This is a genomic window from Aeromonas sp. 1805 (assembly GCF_013085525.1).
Taxonomy (GTDB): Bacteria; Pseudomonadota; Gammaproteobacteria; order Enterobacterales; family Aeromonadaceae; genus Aeromonas; species Aeromonas hydrophila.
Window position 1 is genome coordinate 1,388,031 of record NZ_CP038515.1, and the last position, 20,527, is coordinate 1,408,557.

The window sequence follows — 20,527 nt, forward strand, 5'->3', positions numbered from 1 at the left end:
CACAGATGCAGATCGCCCATCAATCCATCGGCCCAGCGCAGGCTCCCTATGTGATCGCCGAGCTGTCGGCCAACCACAACGGCAACCTGGATCGCGCACTGGCCATCATGACCGCCGCCAAGGAGGCCGGGGCCAGTGCGGTCAAGCTGCAGACCTATCGGCCCGACACCATCACCCTCAACAGCGATCGGCCGGAATTTCAGATCCATGGCGGCTTGTGGGATGGTCACAACCTGTACGATCTCTACCAGTGGGCACACACCCCCTGGGAGTGGCACCAAGCGCTGTTTGCCAAGGGGCGCGAGCTGGGCCTGACGGTCTTCAGCAGCCCGTTCGACTTCAGCGCGGTGGATCTGCTGGAATCCCTCGACTGCCCTGCCTACAAGATCGCCTCCTTCGAGCTGGTGGACTTGCCCCTCATCCGCTATGCCGCCCAGACCGGCAAGCCACTCATCATGTCCACCGGCATGGCGAACGAGGCCGAGATCGCCGCTGCGGTCGAGATGGCGCTCAAGCACGGCAACGGCCAGCTGGCCCTGCTGCACTGCGTCAGCGGCTATCCGGCGCCGGCGGCCGAGTACAACCTGCGTACCATCCCCATGTTGCGCCAGCGCTTCGGGGTCGAAGTGGGGCTCTCCGATCACACTCTGGGGTCGGCCACGGCCATCGCCGCCACTGCGCTCGGGGCTACCCTCATCGAGAAACACTTCACCCTGGCCCGCGCCGACGGCGGGCCAGATTGCGCCTTCTCCATGGAACCAGCCGAGCTCACCGAGCTGGTAGCCTCGGTCAATACCGCCCATGCCGCCCTCGGGGTGGCCGATTACCAGCTCACCGCCAGTGAACAGGGTAACCGTGCGTTTCGCCGCTCCCTCTATCTGGTCAAGGAGATGGCCGCCGGCGAGGTGCTCACCGCAGCGCACATCAAGTCAGTGCGCCCCGCCCTCGGCCTGCCCCCCGCCGATTACGATCGGCTCATCGGCAAGCGGGTCAACCGCAGCCTGAGCGCCAATCAACCGCTGAGCTGGGAGTGGATAGACAACGATGAGTGATGATCTCTTCAACCAGCATGGCAGGCTCATCAGCCAGCGCTGGCCCGCCCTCTGGCCCCGCCTGCTGGCACAGGACGTGGAAAGCCTGCCGGCCGAGCTGACCGAGGGGCTCGGCTCCACCCTCAGCCTCCACGGCATCCAGCTCACCAGCCGGCACGACCGGGTGAAGGAAGCCGAGCTGCAGGCCGCCAGCCTGCCCGAGCAGCCGGTGCTGCACCTCTACGGCACCGGGCTCGGCGATCTGCCGCGCGCCCTGCTGGGGCGCAGCAGCCTCAAGCGGCTGGAAGTGAAGATCATGAATGGCGCCCTGTTTGCCCTGGTGCTGCGGCTGCTGGACCAGCAGGACTGGCTGACGGACCCCAGGGTCGAGCTGATGATGGCTGGCGACGAAGGGGAAGTGCGGCTGCCCTTCTTCGCCCTGCCGCCCGAGCTGCTGCTGGTGGAAGATGCCGCCGCCCGCATCCGCGACCGGCTGGTGAGTGAAATCGACTTGCCGTTCGCCCGGGCCAGGTTCGACGCCGAGCACCCCGACGTCACTAGGCGGCTGGCCGAAAACCGCGATCTGCTGGCCGGCGACGGCGATGTGGCGTCCCTTTTCGGTCTGGCTCAGGGCAAGCAGGCGCTGATCGTGGCGAGCGGTCCGACCCTGCAGCACAACCTGACCACCCTGCAGGCCCAATTGCAGCGCCGTCGGCAGGACTACCTGCTGATCAGCGTCGATACCGCGCTGGCGTTTTTGCTTGGCCATGGCATCCAGCCCGACATCGTCGTCACCATAGATGACGCCATCGACGGCAACCGGCTGCCCGCCGCCCAGTCGGCCCAGACCACCCTGGTCTATTACCCCACGGTTCCCACGGCAGCCCTGCTGGCCTGGCAGGGGCCGCGCAAGACCGCCTACTCCCGCAGCCCCATGTATCAGCAACTGCGGCAGACGCTCCCCAAGGGCGTGCTGCACTCGGGCGGCAGCGTCATTCATCCCGCCGTGGATCTTGCCGTGCAGATGGGTTGCCACCAGGTCATCCTGCTGGGCACCGACTTCGCCTTTCCCGGCGAGCTCACCCACTCGGGCTGGGCCGACGGTGCCCTCGGCCCCAGCGCCGCGCTGGCACTCAGCTGGGCCCTCGACGGCCATGGCCGGCGGGTCAAGACCAATCCGAACTTTTCCGCCTACCGCACCGAGCTCGAGCGCTACATAGCGCGCCACCCCGAGGTGCAGTTCTGGAACTGCAGCCGGGAAGGGGCGGAGATCGCCGGCTGCCGCTATCACCCGGAGTACGTGCAATGAAAAACGGCCAGATCACCCGCCTCACCGCCCTGGCGCACCAGTTTCGGCTGGGGCAGTCGGTTGCCGCGAGTCAGGCATTGCCGGAACTGCTGCAAGCGGTACTCACCGAGCAGGGCAACCTGCCGCCCGGACTGGTGGCCGCCCTGCTGCAGTGCCAGGAGCGCCAGGACTGGCTGGGACTGGCCGACTACCTCGAATATGAAGTGGTGCACTGCCTGTCGACCCCGGCCGGCGACACCACCACAGGAGACCACTGATGATCAAGGCCATGTCCAATGCCTCCGAGCAGGTGCTGTCACGCCGCCAGACCTTCAGCGAGTTGCTGCACGCCAGCCCGCTGCCCGCGGCCGAGCTGCAGAACAACCTGGGCCTCTACCTCAAGCGCCAGTCGCTCTCCCGCATCCTGTTCATGCACGAGCTGTATCAGAAGATCGTGCCGGTACACGGCGTCATCATGGATTTCGGCACCCGCTGGGGTCAGAACCTGGCGCTCTTCTCCTCGTTTCGCGGTATGTATGAGCCTTACAACTACAACCGCAAGCTGGTGGGATTCGATACCTTCAGCGGCTTCCCTTCCCACGCCCCGCAAGATGGCAGCGACGCCGCCATCCAGCCCGGTGCCTACGGGGTGACGCCGGGCTATGAGCAACATCTGGCCCGGCTGCTCGCCGCCCATGAGGCGGAAAGCCCGCTGGACCATATCGTCAAGCATGAGCTGGTGAAGGGGGATGTGACCGAGACGCTGCCGGCCTATCTGGCTCGTCAGCCGGAGACCATGGTTGCGCTGGCCTATTTTGACTTTGATCTCTACGAGCCGACCCGCCGCTGCCTCGAGCTCATCAAGCCGCACCTGACCAAAGGCTCGGTGCTGGCATTCGATGAGCTCAACTGGCCCGCCTTTCCGGGGGAGACCCTGGCCCTCAAGGAGGTGCTGGGGCTGGATCGCTACGCCATCCGTCGCACCCCGCACAACCCGGGACCGGCCTATCTGGTGATCGAGTAGTCCGGTTGCGGGCTGAGGCGACGCAGCAGCCCGGCCTCCAGCAGCATCCGCGCCAGCGGCTCCACCCGCCAGAACGGCGCCCCTATGGTCTCGGCGATCTCGAACAGGGTCAGCTTGCCGTCGCTGTAGGCCAGCAGATTCATCATCTCCCGCACCTGCCAGCCCGAATAGCGGGTCGACAAATCCGGGTAGAGCCCCCGTTTGCCGAGCTGGGGTTCGCCCAGCACGGTGACCTCGCAGCGCTCGTCCAGCTCCAGACACTCGATGGCACGGCGCAGCGCCATGAAGCCGCCGGCCAGACCGGCCGGCGTCACCAGCGAGAGGTCATCGAGCGAGGTGTGGTACTCGGCATAACAGCCGTATCGACTGCGCATCACCGAGGTGACCGGCAGATCGATGCCGGGCGCGCACAGCTGCCGCTCGTTGGAGCCCCGCTCCAGGAAGCTGTAGGCTTTATAGCCCGGTGCCAGATGACCCAGCACATGGCGACCGATACGATCCGCCAGTGTGTTGCCCTGGCGGGAAGGCAGGAAGGAGTAGCTACGGTCATCACCAAGGCAGGTCAGATTGAACCCGGCCAGGGTGCGCTGCTTGAGCTGGTCCAGATGGCGGGAGAGATAGACGATCGCCCCCAGGGTTTCAGGCACCAGCATCAGCCGGTAGCTGTAGCGACGTGTTGGCAGTGACGCCAGCCAGGCCATCAGGAAGACGCCGACACAGGGGCCGGAGAGCTCGTTATTGGCCATGGAGGGGTGGCAGGTGTAGCTCGACAGCAGGATCTCCTGCTCGCTCTCCCCTGGCAGCACCCAGTCACCATAGGTGAGCGAGCCCGGTGCCAGGGTGGCATCGATCACCACCTGATATTCACCCTCCGGCAGCGCCTCACGCAGCCGATGGGGCAGACAGAAGCCCCAGCGGCGCTTGTAGTAGGAGGTCACATAGGGAATGGCGTCCGGCTGCTCGGGCAGAGAGTGAAGATGGGGCTGCAGTTCGGCCAGCGAGAGGGTGCAGCGCACCGGCTCCGAGTAGCCGACCAGATGCAGGTTGTGGTCCTGAAAATCCACCACCCTGCGTCCATCCGGCCCCACTATGTAGGCCTCCCGCACGTTCCACTCGTCAGGCACGGTCCAGTCGAAGCACTCGGTGCCGCTGGCCACTTCATGGATCTGCAGCTCGGGCAGGCAGTGCTCGCGCCACAGGGCCAGCGACTGCCGTACCCCGTCCCCGGTCAGGCTGCGGTTGAGCGGAAACAGCAGGGTGAGCAGTCGATGCAGTTGCTCACCGACTTGTGCCTGGTCGTCCCAGTCAGTGGGCAGATAGCCACTCTTGGGTGAAAAACTCATGGGGTGGATGCCTCGATCAATTCGACAATGTGGCCAAGGGGGCTCAGGAAAAACTGGACGTGGGCGCCGCCAAAGGCGATGGCAGGCTGGCTGGGCCCGAGGGGCAGGTGGCGCTGTGTGCGCAGCCGTTCGGCGCTCTCCTGCAGGTTGCTCACCCGATAGGCAAGGTGGTTGATGACGTTGCGCCGGGTCTTGAGCACCTGGGCGACCGGGCTCTCTTCGCCGGCCGGGGCGACCAGCTCGTAGCAGAGGCCATGGTCGTCATGCACGAACTGCACCCAGACCCGCTGCAGCGGATCTTCCACCGCAACCGAGAAGCGGCTCAGCCCCAGCACGTCGCGGCAATAGGCCACACCGCTAGCCAGGTCCGGCACCACCAGTCCGATGTGATCAAACTGCATGGGGTTCTCCTCCCGCCCGGATCAGGGCGTATGGGGCCGCCGCCAGCAACTCGCTGGCAGCCAGAATGAAGTCACGGCAGGACACCGCCCAGACCGGCACCCGCAGGCACAGCGTCTGGCGCCAGGCGCCCCGCTCTTGCAGCAGGGCCACCAGCCGGGAGAGGTCGATTTCGCTGGCCAGCGACAGGTCGCGCACATAGTAATCCGCCTGCCACTCCCGCACGCGGCCATCGACGCGCACCTGACCCGCAAACATCTTGTGATAGCGATAAGAGACAGCCAGCCGCTGCTCCACGTAGTGGGTGAAGGTGATGCGGTCGGGGTGGCAACCCAGCCCCAGCAGCCAGCCGTCCTGCTCCGCCAGCCAGCCGAACGGGCTCTCCTGACCGAAACAGTCGTGACACTCCCGGGCTACCAGCGCAGGCCCTTGCGGGCCGCTGATCGCCATGCTGAAGACGGGATCCCGCGTGCGCACCACCCCTTCACGCTGGCGGAACAGCTCCGTCATCAAGCCCACCTTGCTCGGGGTCTGTACAGGGTCGAAGCACTCGTCCGCCATCGGGCTGTAACTGAAGGTCGGCACCAGCAGGTGTCCGCCCAGCCACTGCTCGAGGCATGTCCAGAAAGCCGCGATGCCTGCGGCGTTGCCCATGCCGGCAAACTGGGCCACCACCATGGCATCCGAGTGCACCATCAGGGCGCCACCTCTGGGGATCCCCAGCTCGGTCAGCGCCTGCTCGAGTGCCTGCTTCACACGGCAACCCCTTTGCGCAGCAGGGCTTGCTGGATGTCGGCCAGACTCTTCAACTCGGCCAGCTCGTGCGGCTCGAACCGCACGGCATAGTGCTGTTCGACCAGCAACAGCAGGTTGAAGTGACCCAGAGAATCCCACTCGGGAAAGCTGCCGAGGGCAGACTGTGCATTGACGCTGGCCTGGGGGAACTGCTGGTGTGCCAGCGCGATAAGGTCATTCATTGGCGTAGAACTCCAAAAACGGGAGAGAAAGAGAGCAGAGATCCAGACTGAGGAACACCTCGTCCGCCAGCGGCAGCAACCCCGCTGGAGTGGTTATCGGCCGGGTTGGCAGGCTCGCCAGAAAATCCCGTGCCGGCTGGTTGCGGGTGGTGGCAACCAGGCTGATGACCAGCTCGGTCACGCCTTGCGCCCGCAGATGGTTTGCCAGTTGCGCCAGCAGCCAGTATTCAAAGCCGCGCCCCAGCACCCGGCAGCTGATGGCCAGGGTATCCAGCAGCGCCCTGCCCTCGTCGAGCGGGCACACCACCAGCAGGGCCGTCATGCCGTGATCAGCGAATCGGTCTCGCAGGCCGGCCAGCCAGACGTCGCCCCCCTCGGCGGCCAGCCGGGCCAACTCAGCCGCCTGATAACGGCGGCCGGAGAGGTTGAACTGATTGGTCTTCTGGCTGAGCTGTTCGGCTCGCAACTGGTTGCCCGGGGAGAGCGGCTGCCAGTCGGCCTGCAGCGCCAATTGCCGCAGGAAGGCGTGCTCGTCGCCCAGTTGCCGGCGCACTGCCTCGGCCTCGGCCTGGGCCTGATAGGAGTGCTGCCGCAGGCCGTCATCCCGGCTCTGGTGGCGACTGCACAGGGCCGGCAGCGTCAGCAGGGCATCCGGCCAGTTCCAGAGATCGGCCGGCGGGGTCATCACCATCACCTCGGGGCAGTTGGCCCGCACCTCGGCCCGCTCCAGCTCGCTGTCATCCCAGAAGACCAGGCTGTCCAGCCCGACATTGAGGCGGGCGGCCAGCCGCCGCAGCCCCTGGGATTTTGGCTCCCAGCCGATTTCGGCGGCGGCGATCTGCGCCCGTGTCAGCACCATGCCCGGATGCTCGTCAAACAGCCGCCACACATCGTCCGCCAGATTCTTGGAGCAGAGCGCCAGCACTATGCCCTGCCCGTGCCAGTGGCTGGCCGCCTGCTGGAAAGCCTGGTAGAGCCGGCCCATCCCGTCCTGCCCCAACAGGACGCCGCCGACACCGTCTTCGCCGACCACGCCGCCCCACAGGGTATTGTCGCAGTCGAGCACCAGCACCTTGTGGGCGGGTCGCTGCAGCCGCTGCAGCAAGGGGAGAATCCACTGCGCCAGACTGGCCAGACCGGCCATGGAGAAGGAACAGGACATCAGATAGAGGTTGCGCCGATCGAAGCAGTGCTGGCGGCCATGCTGTTGCAGCCAGAGCGGCAGGTGCAGGTCGTCCAGGCCGGGTTGCTGCAGGCGCAGGCGGGCCATCTGCTGCTCGAACGCACTGGCCAGCGCGGCGAGCACGGCAGGGGCCGGGCCATAGACACAGAGCGGGGCATGGCTGCAGGCCCCCACCAGCAGATGATCCTGCGGGCGGCGCTGCAGATGCTGCAACAGAGGTTGGCAGAGCGCGTCGACAAAGGCGGCGACCGCCAGCTGCTGCTCATCCTGCGCCAGACGGCCCCACTCCTGCAGGGTCCGGGCTGGCACCAGATCTTCCCACAGCCAGATGATGATGTGGGTCCCGGCTGCGGCATCGGCGCTCTGGTGCATCAGGGTCTGCAACCACTGGCCATGGGGGGCCACCTGCACTTCGCCGTATTCAGCCAGGGGTCGCCAGGCGAGGTTGCCCGGCATCAAGAACGAACTGCCACTGAGATGAAGCATGGTCATGACCTTCCCCACTGCGCTACCGGAACCATCCCGGCGACCGACAAATGGGATGATCGTGTTTGATCTTCATGAAAAACAAAAGCTTTTTTGACCGTATTCAGTAGTTGATGCTGACGTAGGGTACCTCGTCCACCTGCCACAGCTGCTTGAGGTAGACGGTCAGCACGAAGAAGAAGTTGGCCAGCAGGTTGGCGAAACGATAGAGGATGGGGTCGAAACGCACCCCGCTCTCTTCCAGCCGCACCAGCAGCCGCACCACCTTCTTGCTGCCGCAGCGGCACAGATGCAGGGTCGGGATCGGCTGCGGCCCTTGCGGCAGCACGAAACCGGTGACCCGGCCGCGGCTCGCCTCGTTGTAGTGATCGTAACGCCCCTTCAGCCACGCCAGATCCTCCTCGAAGATGCCGAGCCTGCCGCGCACCGAGCCGTTGAGGTTGTAGATAAGCCGCTGCAGCGCCGCAAGATCCGCCTGCATGGGCGCAATCTCGGCATCTGGATCCAGGTGTGACAACACGGCGCCCACCTGGCAGCAGAGCTCGTCGGTGGCGATCTCGTAGTCACACTGGAACTGGGTTTCGAAGATGAAGGGGTAGCAAAGCTCGCGCTTGTCTCTGGGCTTTTTCGGGTTCATGGGCTGGCCGGATCGGGAAAAAGGCCAGTTTGCCAGCCCCCGCAGGAGCTGGCAAACGGCCGGTCATGGTCCTCGATTCGAAACGGTTCAGACGCTTTTGCTGCTGGCATCCGTCGCCGGCTGGAACTGGCCGATCATCCGCAGCGCATCCAGCATCCGCTGGTTGAAGCTGGTAAAGCTGCCCACCTGGGCCGGATCGCTCTGGCCACGGGCCGCCAGCACCGCCGGCGTCAGCGCCTGCTGCTGGGATGCCGGCAGCAGAGAATCCGCCTGCTGCTGCACCTGATCCAGCTTGGGCAGGTAGTCCGCCAGCGGCTTGAGCATCTCCTGCAGGGAGTGCGCCCCCTGATAGGTCTGGCTCAGCTTGAGACTCTGCTTGAGCTTGAGCGAATAGGAGGCCAGCTGGCTGTCATCCAGCTTCAGCTCGCCCGCCTTCTTCAACAGGTCGTCGAAATTGCCGGAGAAGAAGTTGCCGGCCAGATCATCGATTCCCTTGACCAGCTTGCCGATGGAGTCCATCTCCTCGCTGCTCAGGTTGCCCTCCAGCGAGAAGCTGAAGCTCTGGCTCGACTTGAGGCTGAACTGGCTGCCGCTGTCATCCTTCTGGGACTTGGTCTGCCAGCTGTCGTTGAAACGCAGCACCACCTTGTCGCCATCCTTGGTCTGGATCTCCAGCGAGCCCTGCTGACGGCTGGCCATTTCGGCCTGCCCCATGTCGGTGGTGGAGACCTTGCCGAAGAACTCCTTCTCGAACTGATCGAGCCCCTCCTGGATCAGCTTGTAGCTCTGATCCATGCCGGTCTTGATGTCGGAATTGTCCGCCCAGTCGCCGAGCTGCTTCCTGGCGTCGCCAAAGCCCTTGTCCACCCCTTTGCGGGCCTGCTCCATCATGCCGGTCAGGCTGTCGTCCGACTTGCCGTCGGCCCGGGCAGCCCCAAGCCGGCCGGTGACGAACTGCAGCACGTTGTCGGCCACCGACTGGAAGTCAAACAGGGTATCCGGGGTCACCGCCTCCGGCTGATCCTGCGCCTTGGGCGCCTTGTAACCCTGGCCATTGATCTCCAGCGCGAACTGCAGCGCCTGCTGCACCAGCACCTGCGCCCATTTCGGCGCCTTGTGCAACGAGACTTCGTCCCCGTTGTTTACCGGCTTAGAGTCCGCCTGCTGGGGCGATTTGGGAGCAACACCCACTCCCTTGGGTTGGGCCGCGCCCACTCCGTCGATCTGCATAATGTGTCCTCCCACCATGCCTGTAGATCAGCTATCGGCCTGACTGCACACTTCTTGACCACAAAATACTGGACAATCTGCGGCGGCCTTTTAAAATCGGGCCCCTTTGGGTGGCTGCAGGCTTCCCCCGATTTCGACCCGGCCAGACCGGTGTGCATGTGAGGTAAATCATGACCCAATCCCAGCAGGTTTCCGCCGACCCGGCGCCCCTTCGAACCCCGGCCGACTACCAGGCCCAGCTCGACGAGAAGCGCGAGCGCCTCTGCGGGTTGTTTGCCGATTTCACCCTGCCTGCGCTGGAAGTGCACGCCTCCCCCTCCGAACACTACCGGATGCGCGCCGAGTTTCGCATCTGGCACGACGGTGACGACCTGTACCACTGCATGTATGCGCCGGCCACCAAGGAGATCATCCGGGTCGATCAGTTCCCCACTGCCAGCCGCCTCATCAACCAGCTGATGCCGGTGCTGCTGGAGGGGCTGCGCCCGCACCCCGTGCTGCGCCGCAAGCTGTTCCAGATCGACTACCTCTCCACCCAGTCCGGCCAGATCTGCGTCAGCCTGCTCTACCACCGCAAGCTGGAGAGCGAGTGGCTGCAGGCCGCCGAAGCGCTGCAGGCCGACCTGCGGGCCAAGGGGTTCGAGCTGCAGCTGATTGGCCGCGCCCACAAGCAGAAGATCTGCCTGGGGGAGGAGTTCGTCATCGAGCGGTTGAATGTGCAGGGCCGCGAGCTGGTCTACAAGCAGGTGGAAAACAGCTTCACCCAGCCCAACGCCGCCATCAACGAACAGATGCTGGGCTGGGCGCTGGACGTGACCAAGGGGAGCGAGGGCGACCTGCTGGAGCTCTACTGCGGCAACGGCAACTTCTCCATCGCGCTGGCGCAGAACTTCCGCAAGGTGCTGGCCACCGAGATCGCCAAGCCGAGCGTGGACTCCGCCCAGTTCAACATCGCGGCCAACGGCGTCGACAACCTGATCATCCTGCGCATGTCGGCCGAGGAGTTCACCATGGCGATGAGCGGCGAGCGGGAGTTCAACCGCCTCAAGGGGGTCGATCTGGGCGCTTACCAGTGCAACACCATCTTCGTCGACCCGCCCCGGGCCGGCCTCGACGACGCCACCGTCAAGCTGGTGCAGGATTACGACAACATCCTCTACATCTCCTGCAACCCCGAGACCCTGCAGGCCAACATGGCGGTGCTCGGCGAAACCCACGAAATCGCCCGCTTCGCCCTGTTCGATCAGTTCCCCTGGACTCACCATATGGAAGCCGGGGTCTATCTCAAGCGCAAGGCAGACTGATGCCACAGGGGAAACCGCTTCGCCCTGTCCGAACCACTCCCCCTTGGGTTCACTACATGGAAGCCGGCGTCTATCTCAAGCGCAAGGCAGGTTGATGCCGCCGGGGTACAGCTCCCCGCTCGACCAGCAAAACAAGACAGGGCCCGCGGGCCCTGTTTGATTATTTAACCCTGTGCATGGGGCGGCCGGAGCCGCTATGCTGGCGGCACGCGCATCCGCGCCACAGTCTGGGTGTCACGCCACCATGCAACGCATTCTTTTTGTTGAAGATGATCCCGAGATAGGCCAGCTCATCAGCAGCTGGCTGGCCCGCCACGACATGGAAGTGCTGCTGGAGCCGAGGGGCGATCTGGCGCTGGCCAGGGTCGAGGCCGAGCAGCCGGACCTGGTGCTGCTCGACATCATGCTGCCGGGTCAGGATGGTCTCTCCCTGTGCCGGGATCTGCGTCCGCGCTTCGCCGGCCCCATCGTCATGCTTACCTCGCTTGACAGCGACATGAACCAGATCCTGAGCCTGGAGCTGGGCGCCAACGACTACATCCTCAAAACCACCCCTCCCCCCGTGCTGCTGGCCCGGCTGCGGGTCCAGTTCCGCCAGCAGGGGCAACAGGTCCCGCTGCCCGTGGTCGCCAGCACGCCGCCCCAGCGCCTGCAGTTCGGCCGATTGCAGATCGACGGGCCGGGCCGGGACGTGCGCCTCGACGGCGACAGCATTCCGCTCTCCACCGCCGATTTCGATCTCCTGTGGGAACTGGCCTGCCACGCCGGCCAGATCCTGGGGCGGGAGGCGCTGTTTCGCAGCCTGCGCGGTCGCGACTACGACGGCCAGGATCGCAGCATGGACGTGGCCATCTCTCGCTTGCGCCGCAAGCTGGGGGACGACACCAGCAACCCGACTCGCATCAAGACAGTGCGCCAGAAGGGTTATCTACTAGTACCCCACGCCTGGGAATAAGCCCCGCCGAATGACCTTGATGCTCTCTGCACCCTTCTCCCCTTGCGGGAGAAGGGTTGGGGATGAGGGGGCAACAAGGCAATGCCCAGACGTAATCCAGGCAAGAGGAGAGCCCGATGCGCCGCCTGTTTATCCAGTTCTATCTGTTGCTGATCGGCTGTTTCACCCTGGCCATCCTGCTGGTCGGCATGGTCTATCAGGTCACCGCCGAGCGGGCGGGAGATCGCTATCTGGAGCGGATGATGCAGGGCTCCCTCGGCCTGCTCACCGGCGAGCTGGCCCGCTTGCCGCCGGAGCACTGGCCCGCCCGCATGGCCGAGCAGAGCCGCCAGCTCACCCTGCCGCTGCAGATCGGCGCCCTCGCCAACCAGCCGCTGGCCAACGAGGATCAGGCCTTCCTGGAGGCCGGTAACATCGTCATCGTCGAGGAGGATGACACCTTCCTGCAGCGCATTCCGGGCACAGATCAGGTGTTGATCGTCGGCCCCGTGCCCTATCTCTCCTACCTGCACGAGCTGCACTGGGTCGACGTGGGGCTGCTGCTGGTCATCGGTCTCTCGCTGGGGCTGCCGATCCTGCTCTGGCTACGCCCGCACTGGCGCGGCCTGCAACAGCTCGAACAGACCGCCCGCCGGGTCGGCGACGGCGATCTCTCCTGCCGCACCCGTTTGCCACCCGGCAGCAGCCTGGGCCGGGTCGGCCGCACCTTCGACCAGATGACCGAGCAGCTGCAGGCCATGCTGGCCAGCCGCAAGCAGCTGACCGACGCCATCGCCCACGAGCTGCGCACCCCGCTGGTGCGGCTTCGCTACCGGCTCGCCATGCTGGATCCGGCGCCCTCGGCCGAGGAGCAGCAGGGGCTGGAGCGGGATCTCGGCGCGCTGGACGCCCTCATCGAGGAGATGCTCACCTACGCCAGGCTCGATCGCCCCGAGTTGCCGCTGCAGTGCAGCGAGCTGGAGCTCGGCAGCTGGGCCGGCAGCCGCCTCGCCGACTGGCAGGCGCTGCGGCCGGACAAGCGGCTCGACTTCGTGCGCCCGGCCATGGCCCTGCCCTGGCGCGGCGATACTCGCCTGCTGGATCGAGCGCTGGAGAACCTCATCGGCAACGCCCTGCGCCACGCCGCTGGCCGAGTGACCCTCAGCATGGCGCGTCAGCAGGATCACTATCTGCTGGAGGTGGCCGACGACGGCACCGGCATCGATCCCGCACTGGCACCGCAGATCTTCGAGCCCTTCGTACGGCTGGATCAGAGCCGCGATCGACGCACCGGCGGCGCCGGGCTGGGGCTGGCCATCGTGCGCAGCATCGCCCGCCACCACGGCGGCGAGGTGAAACTGCTGCCAAGCAGCAACGGTGCCCGTTTCTGCCTGATGCTGCCTGTACATTTGGATACAAACCGTCACCAGTCACTCACTGAACCGCAGGTCGAACAGCCCTAGGATGAAGTCATGGAGAAACGCTCCATGTCATCAACCCGAATGAGGAACTGGAATATGAACAAGCTGATCCCCCTGAGCCTGGCTGCTGTCTTCGCCCTGACCTCCGGCTTCACCATGGCTGCCACCCCGACCAAGGCTGCCGCTCCCCAGGCTACCCAGACCAAGGTCGTGAAAAAACACCACAAGGCTGCCCACGCCAAGGCGCCGGCCGTCAAGGTTGCTCCCAAGACCAAGTAATCGACCAACAAGCTTCCCGTAATGAAAAGGGGCCCTGACATGGGGCCCCTTCTGTTTTCTGCGCGCTTGCCCTGGCTCAGCCCAGCATGTAGTCCGCCGGCAGGGCGATGCGGGCCACCCCGGACTCCACTGCCGCCAGCGCCACGGCGCGGGCGACGCGCGGCAGCAGACGGGCATCCATCGGCTTGGGAATGACGTAGTCCTTGCCGAAGGCGAGTTCACTCACGCCGGCAGCGGTCAGCACCTCGGCCGGTACCGGTTCTCTGGCCAGCGCGCGGATCGCCTCGACTGCCGCAATCTTCATGGCATCGTTGATGCGGCTGGCACGGGCGTCGAGGGCGCCGCGGAAGATGAAGGGGAAGCAGAGCACGTTGTTGATCTGGTTCGGATAGTCGGAACGACCTGTGCCCATGATGAGATCCTTGCGCACTGCGTGAGCCAGCGCCGGCTTGATCTCGGGGTCCGGGTTGGAGCAGGCGAAGATCACCGGGTTGGGCGCCATCAGCGCCACCGCCTCGGCGGGCAGCACATCCGGGCCGGAGACACCGACGAATACATCCGCCCCGTCGATCACCTCCATCAGGGTGCGCAGGGGGGTGTCGTTGGCGAAGCGCTGCTTGTACTGGTTCAGATCGGTGCGACCGCTGTGGATGACGCCCTGACGATCCAGCATGAAGATGTTGTGGGGCTTGGCGCCACACTTGATCAGCAGCTCCATGCAGGCGGTGGCGGCAGCCCCGGCGCCCATGCAGACGATGCGGCTGTCGCCAATCTGCTTGCCCTGCACTTCCAGCGCGTTGAGCAGGCCGGCGGCGGTGACGATGGCGGTACCGTGTTGATCATCGTGGAACACCGGGATGTCGCAGCGCTCGATCAGTGCCTGCTCGATCTCGAAGCACTCGGGGGCCTTGATGTCTTCCAGGTTGATGCCGCCGAAGGTGTCGGCGATGGCAGCAACGGTGTCGATGAACTGCGCGCTGGTCTCGTGCTTCACTTCGATGTCGATGGCGTCGATGCCGGCAAAGCGCTTGAACAGCAGGGCCTTGCCCTCCATCACCGGCTTGGAGGCCAGCGGCCCCAGATTGCCCAGTCCCAGAATGGCGGTGCCGTTGGAGATGACGGCCACCAGGTTGCCCTTGCCGGTGTAGCGGTAGGCATCGGCCGGGTTGGCGGCGATCTCGCGCACCGGCTCGGCAACGCCCGGGCTGTAGGCCAGCGCCAGATCGCGGGCGGTCTCGGCCGGCTTGGTGAGGGCGATGGCGATTTTGCCCGGCACGGGCTGGGCGTGGTAATCGAGTGCTTGTTGACGAAGATCGTGACGCTGATCGGACATGGGGGACCCCGATACGGTAGTGAATTGAGTGGTGCATTGGCTCGCCCACAGGCGAGGGCTGGGGATCATAAAGAAAACCATCGGGCTTTCACAGAGGAAAGTATCGTCACCCAGCCACTGACAAGCCAGTAATTAGCATGTCATACCAACCAAGAATACCCATTTAGTTATAGATATGGTTTCACCCCATCACCGGAATGCCGGCTTTCGCCTCCGCCTGTCTGGCGATCGCTTCCGTCATGCCCTGGAAGATGAAGAGGTGGAACGGCAGCATGGCGAGCCAGTAGGCCAGCCCCCAGGCCCCCTGTGGATGCCAGTGGGCCGTCACCTTGAGCCGGGTCAGCCCCGACTCTTCCGGCAGTATGTTGAACTCCAGCCGGCCGACGCCGGGGGCTCGCATGTTGAACAGCAGATCCAGCCTGCGCCCCTCGTCCACCCCGAGGATCTGCCAGGAGTCCAGCATGTCCCCCTTCACGAAGCGATCCGGGTTGGTGCGACCGCGGGTCAGCGCCGGGCCGCCGATCAGATGATCCATCCATTCGCGCACCACCCACAGCTGGTTCATGTAGAAGTAGCGCTGCTCGCCCCCCAGCTGCTGCAGCACCTGCCACACCACCTCCGGCGAGGCGAGGCAGATGGCATCGCCGCTGGCGGTGCGGTCATAGAAGCCGTACTCGGGGTGGCGCCAGCGCAGGCCGAGCGGGGTCTCCTCCCCCTGCTGCTCGGCGCCCAGCTGCTGCTCCAGAGAGAGGCTCTCGGCCAGCGCCTCGTCGAAGCTGAGCAGGGTTTGCGGCAGCAGGGCCCGCAGCGGGCCGTCGTCGGCCGGGATGTCGTGCTTGAGGCCGCCCACCAGCGCCTTGGCCACCGGCTGCGGCACCGAGGTGACAAACTGCAGCCACCAGGCGGAGAGGCGCGGGCTGAGAAACGGCAGCGGGATAATGGGGCAGCGCTTGCCGATGTGGGCGGCGAACTTCTGCAACTGCTGCTGATAGCTGAGCAGCTCGGGACCGGCGGCGTTGAAGATCTGGCCGTCCACCCCTTCAGCCTCCACCAGCCCGCCCAGATAGTGCAGCAGGTTCGAGAGCGCAATGGGCGGCGTGCGCGAGCGCACCCACTTAGGTGTCACCATCATCGGCAGGTTGAACACCAGATCCCGCATCACCTCAAACGCCGCCGAGCCGGGCCCTATGATGATGCCGGCGCGCAGCTCCACCGTCGGCACGCCGGCGCCCCGAAACAGCTCGCCGCAATAACGGCGGGAGTTGAGGTGGCGACTGTTGCACTGCGCCGGCTGGATGGCGCCCAGATAGATGATGCGGCGCACCCCGGCGGCGCGGGCGGCGGCGGCGAAGTTCTTCACCCCCTGCTGCTCCAGCCGGTGGAAGTCGGCTCCCGCCCCCATGGCGTGCACCAGATAGAAGACGGTGTCGATGCCGGCCAGGGCGGGCAGCAATGTGATCGGCTTGAGGCTGTCGGCAAGACGAAACTCCACCCCGGGTGGCAGACGGCAGGGGCGCCGCGCCCCGGCAATCACCCGATAACCCAGTTCTTGCAGATGGGGCACCAGGTAAGAACCTATGTAGCCTGCCGCCCCCATCACCAGACAATCACGCATCTGCACACTCCCTGTCTTGCCCATGTTACCGCCCCTCATCTTCGCCCCTGCTCCCTCGCAGGGAGAAAGGAGAGTCCCACCATAGGGCAAAGCGGGCCGTTACAGAACGCCGACCAATAAAAAAGGCGCCCATTGGGCGCCTTTTTCAGAATTCTTCAGAAGTAGAATTACTTCTTGGTGGTCATCGCACCGAAACGCTTGTTGAACTTGTCTACGCGGCCGCCGCTAGAAACTTCTTTCTGCTTGCCGGTATAGAACGGGTGGCACTCGGAGCACACGTCCAGGTTCAGATCTTTACCCAGGGTAGAGAAGGTGTTGATGACGTTACCGCAAGAGCACTTGGCGGTGATGGCTACGTAGTCAGGATGGATACCAGCTTTCATGGACAACCTCAATTATCAGGCCGTGTCGCTATCCGATCTTCTGTCGGACACCACACGATTGTTGAACACAGTTTCAAAGGCTGCGAATAATATAGGAAATGCCTGAGTTCAGGCAAGTGGCTTCGCAGAAAAAATAGGCAATCTCTGGTGAATTCTTCCCAAACGCTGGATCTGGTTCGTGTGGCTGTGCCGGTGCCGTTACGCCGTCACTTCGACTATCTCTCCCCCCTGCCTTTGCCTGCCCCCGGCTGCCGGGTCGAGATCCCGTTCGGCCCGCAAACCCTGGTCGGGCTGGTGGTGGATCACCCGGCCGACAGCCAGGTGCCGCGCAACAAGCTCAAGCCGATCAAACGCGTGCTTGATAGCGCCCCCGTGCTGGGGCCCGACATTCTGGCGCTGATGAACTGGAGCGCCAGCTACTACCAGCATCCGCTGGGAGAGGTACTGCCCCACGCCCTGCCGGTGCTGGTGCGCAAGGGGGAGCCCGCCGCCTATCGCGAGCTGGAATTCTGGTTCGCCACCGAAGCCGGCATGGCGGTCGATCTCAACGAGCTCAAGCGTGCAGCCAAGCAGCAGCAGGCGCTCGCCCTGCTGCGCAAGGGGTCACAGACCCCCTCCGCCCTCAAGCAGGAGGAGATCCAGAGTGCTGCCCTCACCGCGCTGGAGAAGAAGGGGCTGCTGGAGAAGCGTTCGCTGGAGCCGAGCCATGACGGCGACTGGGTCGCCCGCTTCGAGCCGGGTGAGGGGCTGCGCCTCAACGGCGAACAGGCGCTGGCGGTCTCCGCCGTCACCAGCCAGAGCGACCAGTTTGGCGCCTTCCTGCTGGACGGCATCACCGGCTCCGGCAAGACCGAGGTGTACCTGAGCATCCTCGAGCCCCTGCTCAAGGCGGGCAAGCAGGCACTGGTAATGGTGCCCGAGATCGGCCTCACCCCGCAGACCATCAACCGCTTCCGGCGCCGCTTCAACGTGCCGGTGGTGGCGATGAACTCGGCCATGAACGATCGGGAGCGGCTCGACGCCTGGCTAGCCTGCCGTGACGGCGGCGCCGCCATCCTGATCGGCACCCGTTCTGCGGTGTTCACCCCGTTTCACAACCTCGGCATCATCATCATCGACGAGGAGCACGACGGCTCCTTCAAGCAGCAGGACGGTTTTCGCTACCATGCGCGGGATCTGGCGGTGATGCGGGCCCATCGCGCCGGCATTCCCATCCTGCTTGGCTCGGCCACCCCGTCGCTGGAGACATTGCACAACGCCCGCAGTGGCAAGTATCACCATCTCACCCTGACTCGCCGCGCCGGCAATGCCCAGACTGCCCGCCAGGTGATCCTGGACATCAAGAACGTGCGGCTGCAGGCCGGGCTCTCCCCCCAGTTGGAACAGCTGATGGCAGAGCATCTGGCGGCGGGCAACCAGGTGATGCTGTTTCTCAACCGCCGTGGCTATGCCCCGGCCCTGATCTGTCACCAGTGCGGCTGGAGCGCCGCTTGCGAGCGTTGCGATGCCTGGTACACCTGGCATCAGGCCGGGCGACGACTGCACTGCCACCACTGCGACAGCGTGCGCCCGCTGCCCCACCACTGCCCCGAGTGTGGCAGCAACGAGCTGATTGGCTCCGGGGTGGGCACCGAACAGCTGGAGCAGCTGCTCGGCACCGTGTTCCCGCAATATCCGGTGGTGCGTATCGATCGGGACAACACCCGTCGCAAGGGGGAGTTGGAGACCCACCTCGGCGACATCAAGGCGGGCAAGTACAAGATCCTGATCGGCACCCAGATGCTGGCCAAGGGCCACCACTTCCCGGATGTGACGCTAGTGGGGCTGCTGGATGTGGATGGCGCCCTGTTCAGTGCCGATTTTCGCGCCGCCGAGAAGCTGGCCCAGCTCTACACCCAGGTGGCGGGCCGCGCCGGTCGCGCCAGCAAGCCGGGGCTGGTGGTGCTGCAGAGCCACCATCCCGAACATGCCCTGTTGCAGGATCTGACCCAGAACGGCTATGGCCACTTCGCCGACACGGCGCTGAAGGAGCGCCGCCTGCTGGGGCTGCCACCGTTCAGCTATCAGGGGCTGTTTCGGGCCGAGGCCAACGGTCGTGACGAGGTGCAGCTGTTCCTCACCCGCCTCGCCGATACCCTGCGCAGCGCCCGTTATCCCCATGTTCAGGTGCTGGGGCCCATCAGCGGCTTCATGGAGCGCAAGGCGGGCAAGTTCCGCATGCAGTTGCTGGTGCAGGGGCCGAACCGGGCGCCACTGGCCCAGTTGCTGGATTGGGCGGTGAAGGAGCTGGAGGGGTGGCCCGAAACCAAGCGGGTGCGCTGGAGCCTCGACATCGACCCCACCGAGCTGAACTGAGTCAGGCTCTGGTCGCTAATGATGAAGCGGTCGCTGGCGCGCGGCGTCAGCGACCGGGTTTGCCATGCGGGTGCAGGGTTCAGACTCGCAGGTCGACCTGCTGCACCCAGCCGCCCTTGCCCTGCTCGGTCACATAGAGACCGGACTGGCGCAGCACCCCCTGATTGCCGCTTTCCCCCAGATGGTTGAAGGGGGTGTCGAGGGGATGCAGCAGGATGGCGCCGATCCCCAGCTCCACCAGGGCGATGGGGGACTGTTCCGGCTGCCAGAACTGCAGTGCCGAGAACTGGCTGTCCCGCTCGTCCAGCACCCCGTTGCCATCCTCATCCAGGGTCGCCAGCTCACCAAAACCGTTGCCGGAGCGGGCCCCGAACAGCTCGCCGCCGTCATCTATGGTGCCGTTGCCGTTGCGATCCAGCGCCACGAAGCCGCTCCCTTCACTCAGGCCGGGCAGGCTGTCCGCCTTGCCATCCTGATCGATGTCGAAATTGACCCGGGCGTCGGTCAGGCCGGCTATCTTGCCGTCCAGGCTGAACACCAGCGGATCCTTGAGGGCATTGAGGGTGGTGCGACGCTTGCTGATATCGAGTTGGCGCCAGTCCAGCACAAAACCGAGATCCAGCTGCAGGGTCTGGCCATCCTGGGTCTGCAAGTTCGCCGCCGCCACCACGTTGAGCTGCTCTTTTTGCAGCAGGCTGTCGGTCACCTCCACCTGCTGATCCGGCTCGGCGGCGGGCGGGGTCCCCTCACCCGTCGGCGCGGGGACTCCCTCCGCGCTCTGGTCGTCCGGTTTGATCGGGTCCGGCAGCTCTATCTCGTGGCCCAGCATCGCCTCGATCATCAGCTTGATGAGCCGCTGGCGGTTGTCGAGCCCGTCGTTGGGAATGCCATCCTGTTCGCCCTTGTCGGTCTCGGCAGGCTTGGCGGGGGTCGGTGTGGGGGCCGCAGGCACCGGGCCGGCAGCAGTGCGGCTGGCCATCTGCAGCGTCAGCAGGCTGCTGCGGGTGAAGGTGAGCTGGCTGCTGCTGCCTGCCGCAGGCGTCGAGTCCGCCGGCGCCGTGGCAGGAGACTGCGCCAGGCTGGCAGCCGGCACGGGGCCGAGCCGGCGCACCTTGCGGGACTGCGCCTGTTGCTGCTGGTATTGCACCTCCCCCTGGAGGTCGTAGTGATCGATGCGCATATCTTCGCCCTCGGCGCCATACATCTGGTCAGTTATCGACCAGTCACCGAGGAAGGCTTAACACCGATTGGCTATATCAGGGGGCTGCTGCATCGGCATCTGCACATAACCGGTCCCGCTGGCGG

20 protein-coding genes are annotated in these 20,527 nt (G+C 65.1%); 9 read left to right on the forward strand and 11 right to left on the reverse strand.

Annotation, left to right across the window (positions count from 1 at the left end):
• Positions 1 to 5 precede the first annotated feature (5 nt).
• The 4 genes from pseI to E5E96_RS06635 are packed head-to-tail and all read left to right on the forward strand — an operon-like array spanning position 6 to position 3,343.
• A complete protein-coding gene (gene pseI, locus E5E96_RS06620; RefSeq protein ID WP_011707837.1) occupies positions 6 to 1,052 on the forward strand; it encodes a pseudaminic acid synthase in 1,047 nt (348 codons plus the stop codon).
• The gene (locus E5E96_RS06625; protein ID WP_017409712.1) at positions 1,045 to 2,340 is read left to right on the forward strand and encodes a motility associated factor glycosyltransferase family protein; all 1,296 of its coding nucleotides are present in this window, start codon (positions 1,045 to 1,047) and stop codon (positions 2,338 to 2,340) included. The genes pseI and E5E96_RS06625 overlap by 8 nt, the downstream gene beginning before the upstream one ends.
• Entirely contained in the window at positions 2,337 to 2,597 is a 261-nt protein-coding gene (locus tag E5E96_RS06630; protein WP_049048130.1) for a hypothetical protein, read from the forward strand. Before E5E96_RS06625 ends, E5E96_RS06630 begins: the two co-directional genes overlap by 4 nt.
• Positions 2,597 to 3,343 (forward strand): class I SAM-dependent methyltransferase, encoded by a 747-nt coding sequence (locus tag E5E96_RS06635; RefSeq protein ID WP_171281789.1) that lies wholly within the window; start codon positions 2,597 to 2,599, stop codon positions 3,341 to 3,343. The genes E5E96_RS06630 and E5E96_RS06635 overlap by 1 nt, the downstream gene beginning before the upstream one ends.
• Here the strand turns inward: E5E96_RS06635 and E5E96_RS06640 are convergent.
• From E5E96_RS06640 to E5E96_RS06670, 7 genes are all read right to left on the reverse strand, one after another.
• Positions 3,325 to 4,686 (reverse strand): DUF4910 domain-containing protein, encoded by a 1,362-nt coding sequence (locus tag E5E96_RS06640; RefSeq protein WP_171281790.1) that lies wholly within the window; start codon positions 4,684 to 4,686, stop codon positions 3,325 to 3,327. The genes E5E96_RS06635 and E5E96_RS06640 overlap by 19 nt on opposite strands.
• Positions 4,683 to 5,087 (reverse strand): VOC family protein, encoded by a 405-nt coding sequence (locus E5E96_RS06645; RefSeq protein WP_011707842.1) that lies wholly within the window; start codon positions 5,085 to 5,087, stop codon positions 4,683 to 4,685. Before E5E96_RS06645 ends, E5E96_RS06640 begins: the two co-directional genes overlap by 4 nt.
• Entirely contained in the window at positions 5,077 to 5,841 is a 765-nt protein-coding gene (locus tag E5E96_RS06650; protein ID WP_171281791.1) for an AAC(3) family N-acetyltransferase, read from the reverse strand. Before E5E96_RS06650 ends, E5E96_RS06645 begins: the two co-directional genes overlap by 11 nt.
• Positions 5,838 to 6,062 carry an acyl carrier protein gene (locus E5E96_RS06655; RefSeq protein WP_024945539.1) on the reverse strand — a complete coding sequence of 75 codons (225 nt, stop codon included), beginning with the start codon at positions 6,060 to 6,062 and terminating at the stop codon, positions 5,838 to 5,840. Before E5E96_RS06655 ends, E5E96_RS06650 begins: the two co-directional genes overlap by 4 nt.
• Positions 6,055 to 7,737, reverse strand: coding sequence for an HAD family hydrolase (locus tag E5E96_RS06660; protein WP_171281792.1), 1,683 nt, complete (start codon positions 7,735 to 7,737; stop codon positions 6,055 to 6,057). Before E5E96_RS06660 ends, E5E96_RS06655 begins: the two co-directional genes overlap by 8 nt.
• A gap of 97 nt (positions 7,738 to 7,834) precedes the next feature.
• Entirely contained in the window at positions 7,835 to 8,368 is a 534-nt protein-coding gene (locus E5E96_RS06665) for an ATP--cob(I)alamin adenosyltransferase (RefSeq protein WP_024945537.1), read from the reverse strand.
• An 87-nt stretch (positions 8,369 to 8,455) separates the two neighbouring features.
• The gene (locus tag E5E96_RS06670; RefSeq protein ID WP_042067175.1) at positions 8,456 to 9,598 is read right to left on the reverse strand and encodes a DUF5610 domain-containing protein; all 1,143 of its coding nucleotides are present in this window, start codon (positions 9,596 to 9,598) and stop codon (positions 8,456 to 8,458) included.
• Positions 9,599 to 9,768: 170 nt separating this feature from the next.
• Here E5E96_RS06670 and trmA point away from each other — a divergent pair, with 170 nt between their 5' ends.
• The 4 genes from trmA (at position 9,769) to E5E96_RS06690 (ending at position 13,536) form a co-directional block, all read left to right on the forward strand.
• Positions 9,769 to 10,902, forward strand: a complete 1,134-nt coding sequence (gene trmA, locus E5E96_RS06675) for a tRNA (uridine(54)-C5)-methyltransferase TrmA (RefSeq protein WP_171281793.1) — start codon at positions 9,769 to 9,771, stop codon at positions 10,900 to 10,902.
• Positions 10,903 to 11,146: 244 nt separating this feature from the next.
• Positions 11,147 to 11,857 carry a two-component system response regulator RstA gene (gene rstA, locus E5E96_RS06680; RefSeq protein WP_171281794.1) on the forward strand — a complete coding sequence of 237 codons (711 nt, stop codon included), beginning with the start codon at positions 11,147 to 11,149 and terminating at the stop codon, positions 11,855 to 11,857.
• Positions 11,858 to 11,973: 116 nt separating this feature from the next.
• On the forward strand, positions 11,974 to 13,299 hold the full coding sequence (gene rstB / locus E5E96_RS06685) for a two-component system sensor histidine kinase RstB (protein ID WP_171281795.1): 1,326 nt from the start codon (positions 11,974 to 11,976) through the stop codon (positions 13,297 to 13,299).
• A gap of 54 nt (positions 13,300 to 13,353) precedes the next feature.
• Positions 13,354 to 13,536 carry a hypothetical protein gene (locus E5E96_RS06690; RefSeq protein ID WP_010635722.1) on the forward strand — a complete coding sequence of 61 codons (183 nt, stop codon included), beginning with the start codon at positions 13,354 to 13,356 and terminating at the stop codon, positions 13,534 to 13,536.
• A 76-nt stretch (positions 13,537 to 13,612) separates the two neighbouring features.
• Here E5E96_RS06690 and E5E96_RS06695 read toward each other — a convergent pair whose 3' ends face one another.
• From E5E96_RS06695 to rpmE, 3 genes are all read right to left on the reverse strand, one after another.
• Positions 13,613 to 14,869 carry a malic enzyme-like NAD(P)-binding protein gene (locus E5E96_RS06695; RefSeq protein ID WP_171281796.1) on the reverse strand — a complete coding sequence of 419 codons (1,257 nt, stop codon included), beginning with the start codon at positions 14,867 to 14,869 and terminating at the stop codon, positions 13,613 to 13,615.
• A 181-nt stretch (positions 14,870 to 15,050) separates the two neighbouring features.
• Positions 15,051 to 16,484 (reverse strand): DUF2867 domain-containing protein, encoded by a 1,434-nt coding sequence (locus E5E96_RS06700; protein WP_049048120.1) that lies wholly within the window; start codon positions 16,482 to 16,484, stop codon positions 15,051 to 15,053.
• Between the two features lie 167 nt (positions 16,485 to 16,651).
• On the reverse strand, positions 16,652 to 16,867 hold the full coding sequence (rpmE, locus tag E5E96_RS06705; protein ID WP_016352348.1) for a 50S ribosomal protein L31: 216 nt from the start codon (positions 16,865 to 16,867) through the stop codon (positions 16,652 to 16,654).
• Between the two features lie 147 nt (positions 16,868 to 17,014).
• Between rpmE and priA the strand changes: the two genes are divergently transcribed.
• Positions 17,015 to 19,222 carry a primosomal protein N' gene (gene priA / locus E5E96_RS06710; RefSeq protein WP_171281797.1) on the forward strand — a complete coding sequence of 736 codons (2,208 nt, stop codon included), beginning with the start codon at positions 17,015 to 17,017 and terminating at the stop codon, positions 19,220 to 19,222.
• A 79-nt stretch (positions 19,223 to 19,301) separates the two neighbouring features.
• Here priA and E5E96_RS06715 read toward each other — a convergent pair whose 3' ends face one another.
• The gene (locus E5E96_RS06715; protein WP_171281798.1) at positions 19,302 to 20,426 is read right to left on the reverse strand and encodes a hypothetical protein; all 1,125 of its coding nucleotides are present in this window, start codon (positions 20,424 to 20,426) and stop codon (positions 19,302 to 19,304) included.
• Positions 20,427 to 20,527: the final 101 nt, after the last annotated feature.